The organism is Phenylobacterium conjunctum, from assembly GCF_042679085.1.
GTDB classification, from domain to species: domain Bacteria; phylum Pseudomonadota; class Alphaproteobacteria; order Caulobacterales; family Caulobacteraceae; genus Phenylobacterium; species Phenylobacterium conjunctum.
This window is the reverse complement of the sequence record NZ_JBHTLQ010000090.1, coordinates 1-9,247: the sequence shown is the minus strand read 5'-3', so window position 1 is coordinate 9,247 and position 9,247 is coordinate 1. Positions and strand designations below refer to the sequence as shown.

General features: G+C 68.8%; 9 protein-coding genes and 1 pseudogene. 5 read left to right on the top strand and 5 right to left on the bottom strand.

Annotated features, from left to right (window positions below; translation table 11 throughout):
• From ACFQ27_RS20125 to ACFQ27_RS20115, 3 genes are all read right to left on the bottom strand, one after another.
• Nucleotides 1-1,007, bottom strand: a 1,007-nt coding sequence (locus ACFQ27_RS20125; protein ID WP_377354827.1) for a sensor histidine kinase, incomplete at its 3' end; no start/stop codon positions are given.
• Complete coding sequence (locus ACFQ27_RS20120; protein WP_377354826.1) at nucleotides 1,004-1,852, bottom strand: alpha/beta fold hydrolase; 849 nt, start codon at nucleotides 1,850-1,852, stop codon at nucleotides 1,004-1,006. The genes ACFQ27_RS20120 and ACFQ27_RS20125, both read right to left, overlap by 4 nt.
• 215 nt (nucleotides 1,853-2,067) lie before the next feature.
• Nucleotides 2,068-3,606: an acyl-CoA synthetase gene (locus ACFQ27_RS20115; protein WP_377354825.1), complete on the bottom strand. Its 1,539-nt coding sequence runs from the start codon at nucleotides 3,604-3,606 to the stop codon at nucleotides 2,068-2,070.
• A 136-nt stretch (nucleotides 3,607-3,742) separates the two neighbouring features.
• Here ACFQ27_RS20115 and ACFQ27_RS20110 point away from each other — a divergent pair, with 136 nt between their 5' ends.
• The 4 genes from ACFQ27_RS20110 to mopJ all read left to right on the top strand — a co-directional run bounded on the left by ACFQ27_RS20110 (nucleotide 3,743) and on the right by mopJ (nucleotide 7,468).
• Nucleotides 3,743-4,630 (top strand): crotonase/enoyl-CoA hydratase family protein, encoded by an 888-nt coding sequence (locus ACFQ27_RS20110; RefSeq protein WP_374347048.1) that lies wholly within the window; start codon nucleotides 3,743-3,745, stop codon nucleotides 4,628-4,630.
• 42 nt (nucleotides 4,631-4,672) lie between these two features.
• Nucleotides 4,673-5,887: a DUF2336 domain-containing protein gene (locus tag ACFQ27_RS20105; protein WP_374347050.1), complete on the top strand. Its 1,215-nt coding sequence runs from the start codon at nucleotides 4,673-4,675 to the stop codon at nucleotides 5,885-5,887.
• Between the two features lie 485 nt (nucleotides 5,888-6,372).
• Entirely contained in the window at nucleotides 6,373-6,795 is a 423-nt protein-coding gene (locus ACFQ27_RS20100; protein ID WP_377354824.1) for a MucR family transcriptional regulator, read from the top strand.
• Between the two features lie 178 nt (nucleotides 6,796-6,973).
• Nucleotides 6,974-7,468 carry a motility/cell cycle regulatory protein MopJ gene (gene mopJ, locus ACFQ27_RS20095; protein ID WP_374347054.1) on the top strand — a complete coding sequence of 165 codons (495 nt, stop codon included), beginning with the start codon at nucleotides 6,974-6,976 and terminating at the stop codon, nucleotides 7,466-7,468.
• Between the two features lie 16 nt (nucleotides 7,469-7,484).
• Here mopJ and ACFQ27_RS20090 read toward each other — a convergent pair whose 3' ends face one another.
• Both ACFQ27_RS20090 and ACFQ27_RS20085 read right to left on the bottom strand, forming a co-directional pair.
• Nucleotides 7,485-7,907, bottom strand: coding sequence for a SufE family protein (locus ACFQ27_RS20090; RefSeq protein ID WP_377354823.1), 423 nt, complete (start codon nucleotides 7,905-7,907; stop codon nucleotides 7,485-7,487).
• A gap of 10 nt (nucleotides 7,908-7,917) precedes the next feature.
• Nucleotides 7,918-8,727 (bottom strand): sensor histidine kinase, encoded by an 810-nt coding sequence (locus ACFQ27_RS20085; RefSeq protein WP_374347058.1) that lies wholly within the window; start codon nucleotides 8,725-8,727, stop codon nucleotides 7,918-7,920.
• Between the two features lie 178 nt (nucleotides 8,728-8,905).
• Here ACFQ27_RS20085 and ACFQ27_RS20080 point away from each other — a divergent pair.
• Nucleotides 8,906-9,247 (top strand): annotated as a pseudogene (locus ACFQ27_RS20080) (hypothetical protein); the annotation flags it as partial.

Below are 9,247 nucleotides of genomic sequence, written 5' to 3'. Positions count from 1 at the left end.
CGCACCTCCAGCCCTCCGCCCAGGCGCTCGGCCAGCCGACGGACGGTGGCCAGGCCCAGGCCGAAGCCACGCTCGGCCGGGGCCGGGCCGCGCTCGAAGGGCGATAGGAGCCGGGCGGCGTCGGTGAGATCAAAGCCGGGACCGGTGTCGCGGACCTCCAGCACCGTATCCGCGCCGTCGCGGCCGACCCGCACCTCGACCTCGCCCTGGTTCGTGAACTTGACCGCATTGTCGGTCAGGGCGCGCACGATCTGGCGCAGCTTGGGCGGATCGGCCAGGACGCGGCCGGCGGCGTCCGGGGCGATCTCCAGCCGGAAGGTCAGGCCCTTGGCGGCGGCCAGCTTGCGGGGGCCCTCACAGGCGGCCTGGACCACCCCGGCCAGGTCGACCGGGGCCAAGGCCACTTCGCCCGCGCCGCCCTCCAGGTCGGTGAAGTCCAGCACGTCGTCGACCAGCCGCTCCAACTCGGCGGCGGCTGCGACGATCAGGCGGGCGCGGTCGGCCACCGGGTCCTGGTCGGTCTGCGCCTCGATCAGGAAGCCGGCGCCGAGGATGGCGGTGAGCGGGGTCCGGAGCTCGTGGCTGACTGCGGCCAGGAAGCGGCCACGGGCCCGCCCGGCCTCCTGGGCGGCTTGACGGGCGGCGATCAGCTCCAGCTCATAGGCCCGGCGCTCCGGCGAGGCGCACACGGCGCCGGCCCAGCCGTCGGCCTCGGCGGCGATGGTGAGCAGGACGGGCCGGGCGCGCCCGTCGGCGGCGGCCAGCTCCAGGAAAATCTCGTCGACCCGGTTCTCGGCCAAGAGGGCGGTCTCGACCTTCAGGGCGTAGACCATCTGCGACGAGCGGGTCAGCAGGTCGCGGAAGCCGAGGCCGACGAGCTCCGCCGCGGTGCGGCCGGTCAGGGCGCAGAGCCGGGGATTGACCGCCTGCAGGGTCATGGCCCCGTCGGCGCGGAACAGGCCGACGGGCGCAGCGTGGTCGAGGCCCGTATCGCGCCTCTCGTTCAAGCCTGGGGCTCCGCCAGGAAGCGCTCGATGGCCGCCGCCAGCAGGTGGGGCGCCGCCAGCTGCGGATAGTGGCCGCGGGTCTTCAGCATCTCCAGCCGCCCGCCGGGCAGTTGGCCGGCCAGGACCTGGGCGGCCGACAGCGGCACGATGGCGTCGCTTTCGGACTGCAGGACCAGGACGGGCAGGGGGCAGGCGCCAAGCACCGTCCGCTGGTCGGACAGGAAGGTGGCCTGGGCGAACCGGCGGGTGATCTCGGCGTCGCTGCGGCAGAAGCTGAAGCTCAGCTCCTCGACGAGGTCCGGGCGGTCGGGGTGGTCGAGCACCCGCGGCGCCAGGGTCCGGGCCCAGCCCTGGAAGTCCAGCTCCATCATGCCCAGGAAGTCGGCGACATCGGCCGGCTCGAAGCCGCCCTCATAGCCGGTGTCGTTCAAATAGCGCGGCGAGGCGCCGATCATCACCAGGCGGGCGATGCGGTCGGTGCGCAGGGCGCCCAAGAGGCTGATCATGCCGGAGACGGAGTGGCCGACCAGGGTCACGTCCCGTAGGTCCAGGGCGTCCAGCACCTCGACCAGGTCATCGGCATAGCCGTCGAGGGTCGCATAGCGGGCGGCGTCATAGTGGCCCAGATCCGAGCGGCCGCTGCCCATGTGGTCGTAGAGGATCACGCGGCGCTGGGCCGAGAGCTGCGGCGCCAGGCGGCTCCAGATGCTTTGGTCCGAGCCGAAGCCGTGCAGCAGCACGAGGGGCGGCGCGCCGGCGCCCAGCTCGTGGACGGCGTGGGCGTTCAGGATCGCGGCCCGGTCGTCGCCGAAGGCCTCTGCCCGCCGAACAATTGTGTGAGGCATCTGCGCACCCCTCAAGCCGCCAAGACCCGACCTGTCCTTCCGGCGTCGGACAGTTGCGGACCCAAGTCAATGGGCTCGCTTTGGGGAATGCAATCTATAGGCGCGATTTTGCTTCCCCGTGTGAATGGGGCGGCGGTCAGGCTCAGAGTGGGCGGAACGCCCCCTCCACCGCTCCGCGGTCCCCCTCCCCCGCAGGCGGGGGAGGAGTTTGGGCGTTAGACGATCTTGGAGCCTTCCTTGCCCCAGTAGGCGTCGCGGATCAGGCGCTTGTAGAGCTTGCCGGTGGGGTGGCGGGGGAGCTCTTCCATGAAGTCGATCTTGCGGGGCGACTTCACGTGGCTGAGGTGTTCGCGGCAGAAGGCCATAAGCTCGGCGGCCAGGGCGTCGCCGGCCTCGGCCCAGTTGGCGGGCTGGATCACGGCCACGACCTGTTCGCCCATCTCCTCGTGCGGGGCGCCGACCACGGCGGCGTCGGCGACCTTGGGGTGGGTGATCAGCAGGTTTTCGAGCTCCTGCGGATAGATGTTCACGCCGCCGGAGATGATCATGAAGCTCTTGCGGTCGGTGAGGTAGAGATAGCCTTCCTCGTCGACCCAGCCCACGTCGCCCAGGGTGGTCCAGCCGTGCTGGTTGGTGTTCTCGGCCACCTTCTCAGGGGCGTTGTGGTAGGACAGGGGCGGGCCGCCCGCGAAGTGGACGACGCCCTCGGTGCGCGGGGGCACGGCCTCGCCGTTCTCGTCGCAGATGCGCAGTTCGGCGGTCAGGCAACGGCCGACCGAGCCCTTGTGGGTCAGCCATTCGGCCGAGGAGATGTAGCAGAAGCCGTTACCCTCGGTGCCGGCGTAGTACTCGTGGATCACCGGGCCCCACCAGGCGATCATCTGTTCCTTGACCGGGACGGGGCAGGGGGCGGCGGCGTGGACCGCCGACTGCATGGAGGAGATGTCGTAGCGGGCGCGCACATCCTCCGGCAGCTTCAGCATGCGCACGAAGTGGGTGGGCACGAACTGGCCGCAGTTGATCTTGTACTTTTCGATCAGCCGCAGGGCGTCCTCGGCGTCGAACTTCTCCATCACCACCACGGTGCCGCCCAGGCGTTGCATGCCCATGGTCCAGCGCAGGGGCGCGGCGTGATAGAGCGGCGCGGGCGACAGGTAGATGCCGTCGAGCGGGAAGCCGAACACCTGGTTGGCCATCATGGCGAGCGAGGTGGGCTCGTCGATGGCGCCGCCGGTGAGCGGCGGCTTGATGCCCTTGGGCCGGCCGGTGGTGCCGGAGGAGTAGAGCATGTCCGAACCGGCGGTCTCGTCGGCGATCGGGGTGGTGGGGAAGCCGGCGCGGGCGGTCTCGAAGCTTTCGTAGGGGGCCTTGGGCTCGCCGACCATGTAGAGCTTCACGCCCTTGAGCAGCGGGGGCAGTTCATCGACCACCGGGCCGACGCCCTGCGAGGTGATCAGCAGTTGGGCCCCGCAGTCGCCGACGATGTATTCGACCTCGCCGGCGGTCAGCTTGGACGAGATGCAGGTGTAGTAGAGGCCGGCGCGCTGGGCGGCCCAGGCGACCTCGAAATAGCGCGGGTGGTTCTCCAGCAGGATGGCGATGACGTCGCCGGGCTTCAGGCCCAGCGAGCGGAACAGCTGGGCGCCCTGGTTGGAGCGTTCGTCGAGCTCGCGGTAGGTCACGGTCTCGCCGGTGCCGGCCATGATGTAGGCGGCGCGGTCGGGGTGGGTCTTGGCGTGCGTGGCCGGATGCATCGGTCTTCCTGACTGTGGCCGGTGCGTGAGCCGCCCGGCCTCTCCCAATTTAATTGTCGTTGGGACAACTATGCGGCGCTTGACGGACCGTCCGTCAAGCGGGCCGGAATGCAAGAAATCATCAGGAGGAGCCCACATGGCCACGCCCACATTCGAGACGATCACGCTGGACGTAGAGGACGGGGTGGCGATCCTGACCCTGAACCGGCCGGACAAGCTGAACGCCTTCAACACCCAGATGATGAAGGAGATGATCGCCTGTTTCGACCACACCGACGCCAATGACGACATCAAGGCGGTGATCATCACCGGCTCGGGTCGCGCCTTCTGCGCCGGCGCCGACCTGTCGGCCGGGGCGGCGACCTTCGACTATGATTCGCAAGGCGGCGAGGCCCTGGCGGCCCGCAAGCAGGACGGCGTGCAGCGCGACGGCGGCGGCCTCCTGACCCTGCGCATCTATGACAGCCTGAAGCCGGTGATCGGCGCCATCAACGGCGCGGCGGTCGGCATCGGGGTGACCATGCAGCTGGCCATGGACATCCGCCTGGCCTCCACCGCGGCGAAGTTCGGGTTCGTGTTCTCCCGCCGGGGCATCAACCCGGAAGCGGCCTCGTCCTGGTTCCTGCCGCGGCTGGTGGGCGTTCAGACGGCGCTGGAGTGGTGCTATACGGGGCGGATCTTCCCGGCCCAGGAAGCCCTGGACAAGGGCCTGGTGCGCTCGGTGCACGAGCCCGACGACCTGCTGCCGGCCGCCAAGGCCCTGGCCCGCGAGATCGTCGACAACACCGCGCCGGTCTCCATCGCCATCACCCGCCAGCTGATCTGGCGGATGGCCGGCGCCAACCACCCGATGGAAGCGCACCGCGCCGACAGCCGCGGCATCCACGCCCGGGGCAAGATGGCCGACGCCAAGGAGGGCGTGGTCTCGTTCCTCGAAAAGCGCCCGGCCCGGTATCCGGACAAGGTTTCGACCGATGTTCCGGACATCTGGAGCGAGCATTGGCAAGCCCCCACCTTCAAGTGATCTGAAAACGACCGGTTAAGGCGGTTATGGTCCAGTCGGGCCATGACCGCTTCGCCGTCCGCCTTCGGCGCCCAGCCTGCGCCGCCCGTGTTCCGAGCCCGCCATGCGCTGCTCAAGCGCCTGGCGGACGTGGTGTGCCTGCCGTCGTCGCGGGTGAACGCTTTCGAACGCGCCATGACCGCCGACCTCTTGGTGGACATGCTGCGCGAGGCAGAGCCGGAAGAGCGCATGAAGGTGGCCCGGCGGCTGGCCAACCTGACCGAGATCCCCGCCAGCCTAGTGCGCCTGCTGCTGCGCGACCGGGTGGAGATCGCCGAGGCCCTGCTGGCCCACGCCCAGGCGCTATCCGATTCCGACCTCATGGACTGCGTGCGCACGACGGGGCTGGAGCACCGCCGTCTGGTCGCCCTGCGCCGCGGGGTGTCGGAGGTGGTCAGTGAGGCCCTGGTGGAGTTCGGCGAGTCCGCCGTGATCTCCTGCCTGCTGCAGAACGACCTGGCCAAGCTGTCCAACGCCGCCCTGGAGGTGATCGTCGCCCTGACCCGCGACGAGGCCCAGCTGGCGCCCATGCTGCTGCGGCGTCCCGAACTGCGCCCCGCCCACGCCTATGTGCTGTTCTGGTGGGCCGATGCGGATGCGCGGCGCACGATCCTGCAGAGGTTCGCGGTGTCGCGGGAAGTGCTGCAGGACGCGGCGGGCGACATCTTCTCCCTGGCCGCCCAGGAGAATTGGCAGGACCCCCTGGCCCGCAAGGCTCTGCAGTTCATCGAGCGCCGCCAACGCAACCGCGCCGCCATCGACAAGAGCCCCTTCGACAGCCTGGAGGCGGCGGTGGCCGCGGCCCAGACCGGCCTGACCCGCGAGACCGCGGAGGAGATCTCCTATCTGTCGGGCCTGAAGCCGATGACGGGCGCCAAGATCTTCACCGATCCCGGCGGCGAGCCCCTGGCGATCCTGTGCAAGGCGACCGGCCTGCCCAAGGCGGCGATCCGCGCCCTTTGGCGCGCCCTGCGCCGCCCCGAGACCGACCAGACGGGCGCGCTGCACCCAGGGCTGGAGCGGGTGCTGGTCACCTATGACATGATCGCCGTGGACCGGGCCCAGACCGTGCTGCGGTACTGGAACTGGTCGCTGTCCTCGGCCCTGACGCCGGCCCTGGTGAAGGCGATCCGCGAGGGTGATGAGGACGGCGCGGGCGAGTATTCGATCCCTCAGCGCGCCGCGATGCTGGCCCTGGCCAAAGAATTTCGCCGATAGGACGGCGAGGCCGCGCTCATCGGCGCCGTCTCGACTATGGTCGCGCCAAGCATTTCGGCCCGTCGCCGCCGCCAAGCCCGCGCGACGGCCGCATTGCGTTGATCTTGTTCACCCGAAATGGGTTGTGTCCGGGCGTGTCGCGCTCTTGCGTCGTCCTGGACTTTCAAAACACCCCGTGAATCCTTGTCGCAGGCTGTCCGCTCCGCGCTGGTTTTCATACGCTGAGTACGTTGAGCGGCGCTCGACGGTGAAATGCTTCGAATCGCAGCGACAAGCGGAGCCAGGACGCCGAATTCTACTCGTCTTGGGTGGGTTGAGTTCTCAATTCAATCGCATTCCTCGGCCGATTGAACTTGATAGCGGACGATAACGCGCCTGATCATCGCTTGTGCTTATCAGCATGCACGTATAAGCACCGGATAACTGATGTCGTGAATCAGTCATTCCCCCAATTTGGTGCACCGCACTCTCACGGATTGAAGGTTATGGACGAAAAGTCAGAAGTCATCGAGATGACGGCGGATATCGTGTCCGCTTACGTCGGCAATAACACTGTCGCCGCCGCCGATCTCCCCGCGCTGATCCAGAGCATTCACCGCGCTCTGACCGGTATCGCCGGTGGTGTGGAAGCTCCGGAAGTCACCCCGAAGGAACCGGCCGTGCCGGTCCGTCGGTCCATCACCCCGGATCACCTCGTGTGTCTGGAGGATGGCCGCAAGTTCAAGTCGCTCAAGCGGCACCTGCGGACCAAGTATAATATGAGCCCCGAGGAATACCGGGCGAAGTGGAACCTGCCGAAGGATTATCCGATGGTGGCGCCCAACTACGCCAAGGCCCGCTCGGACCTGGCCAAGCAGATGGGCCTGGGCCAGGGCGGCCGTCAGGCTCCGCGCAAGCGCTCGAAGTAAGCCGCTTCCCCAAGCGGTGGATATTGCAAACGCCCGCTGGCGACAGCGGGCGTTCTGCTTTTTCGGCCCTCGCCGTCGGGAAATTGGTCGCATGACGTCATTTCCCCTTGCCGCAGATTCCCCGCTCGCGCGATAAGTGATTCGTCGTGATTCCAAGGGGTTGTTAAGGAATCTGAATATGGCGGCGCAGATAGGGGCCTCTGCAGCGGCGGCACGCGCGCATGAGGAGCTCTTTGCCTACTGGGCAGGGCTCCGGCATGGCGCCCGGCTGCCTGGACGCCAGGATATTCAGCCTGGCGACATCAAGCGCCTGTTGCCGACCATCAGTCTGATCGACGTCACCCGCGATCCGCTGGATTTCCGCCTGCGCCTGGCCGGCACCGGCCTCTATGGGGTCTATGGCCGCGAGATCACCGGCAAGGGCCTGGACGAGGTCTATAACAGCGCCGCCGCCGACTACTGGCGCACCGAGCTGACCAAGATCGTAGAGGACAAGCGCCCGGCCGTGGGGGTCCACAGCCTGTCCTGGCGCGGCGCCGCCCACATGTCGATCCTGTGGCTACGCCTGCCGCTGGCCTCCAACGGCGTCGATGTGGACATGATCCTCGGCTACGACGCTGTGATGGGCATGCAGGCCGAGAGCGGCTCGGTCACCGGCATCCGCGCCGCCTGATCTCGCTAGTCTAGACCTAGGCGCTCAGCGCCTCGGCGTCGCGGCGGATGCGCGCGACCATGGAGGCCAGACCATTGGACCGCTGCGCCGACAAATGGCCGCTAAGCCCGATGCGGTCGAACGCGGCGCCGGCGTCGAAGGCCAGGATGTCGCCGGGCGTATGGCCCGACACCAACCGCAGCACCACCGCGATCAGGCCCCGCACGATGTGGGCGTCGGAGTCGCCGCGGAACCGGACGGTTCCGTCGCCCTGCGGCTCGGTCACCAGCCAGACCTGGCTGGCGCAGCCGCGGACCTTGTTGGCCTCGCTGCGCTCAGCGTCCGAGAGCGGCGCCAGGTCGCGGCCCATCTCGATCACATAGCGATAGCGTTCCTCCCAGTCGCCCAGGAGGTCGAATTCGTCGGCCAGTTCGTTGAGTTCGTCTTGGATCGAGGACATCGGCCGCGACTTAAGCGGCGATATCCTCCGGCGCAATGGCCGCGGGCAGAACGATCCGCGCCGCCAGGCCCGTGTCGGCGGCCGGAGTCAGGTGCAGCTGGCCGTCCATGGCCTCGCAAAGCAGCAGGGCGATGGGCAGGCCCAGGCCCGCCCCCTGGCTGCGGCGGGTCAGGGCGTTGTCGCCCTGCTCGAAGGGGCGCAGCAGGCGCGGCACGTCCTCGGGGTCGACGCCGGGACCCGTGTCGGTGATCACCAGCTCAACCTCATCGCCGGCCCGACGGGTCTCGATGACGATGTGCGCGCCCTCGGGCGAGAAGACCACGGCGTTGTGCAGCAGGTTGGTGACGACGGTCCGCAGGCCGCGGGGATCGGCGAAGGCGCCGGGCAGGCGGCCCTCGTCCACCACGGTCACCCGGGTTCCGCGCAGGCGGATGTCCTCGCGCAGGCTGTCGATGACGTCGTCCAGCACATGGTCCAGGGCCTGGGTGCGCGGCGACAGGTCCATGGCGTGGCCTTCGAGCCGGGCGATGTCCAGGATTTGGTTCACCAGCTTCAGCAGGCGGTCGCCACTGGTGCGGATCAGCTCGGCGTATTCCTTGTACTGCGGCGCGCCCAGGGGGCCGTAGAGCTCGCCGGCCAGGATCTCCGAAAAGCCCAGGATCGAGTTGAGCGGGGTGCGCAGCTCATGGCTGGCCATGCGCAGGAAGGAGCGCTTCTGGGCCTCCAGGGCCGCAAGCCGCTGGCGACGACGCGGGCTCCGCGCGCGTGGCTCGGGCGCCGGGTCGAATTCCGAGGGAATGGAGGGCGCCGCCTTGGACATGGATCGCGGAAGTTGTCTTTCTGGCGGTGGAAGACCAAGTGTCGCACCGTGCGCTTACCCATTCGTTGCCGCCCCGCGTATCGCGCCGGGGGCGAGGAGCCTCGCGGGGACTCAAGGGCGTCGTTAAGATGTTCCGCCCGGCGTTTGGCCGGACTTCAATGAGGCCAGGTCGCGCGCCGTGCAGGACGCCACGACAGACAGGAGCGAGGCGCAAGCCGTCTCCGCCGCCGGACCCCTGGTCTGGTGGCATGTCGCCTGGCTGGCGCTGATCGCCATGGGCTCGGGCCTGATCCTGGCCCTGCCGATCAGCACGGACGCCCCGGCCCTGGCCGCCATCGCTATCGGCGCGGCGCCCGCCCTGGCCGGCGCCTTGATGGCGCGCTCGACCCGGCGCACGGGGCAGAGGCTGATCCTGGTCAACTGGGCGCTGGCCGGCCTGTTGGCGGCGGCCCTGACCGGCGGCTTCTCCAGTCCCCTGGCGGCCTGGCTGCTGACGCCTCTGGCGGCCGCGGCGGCGATG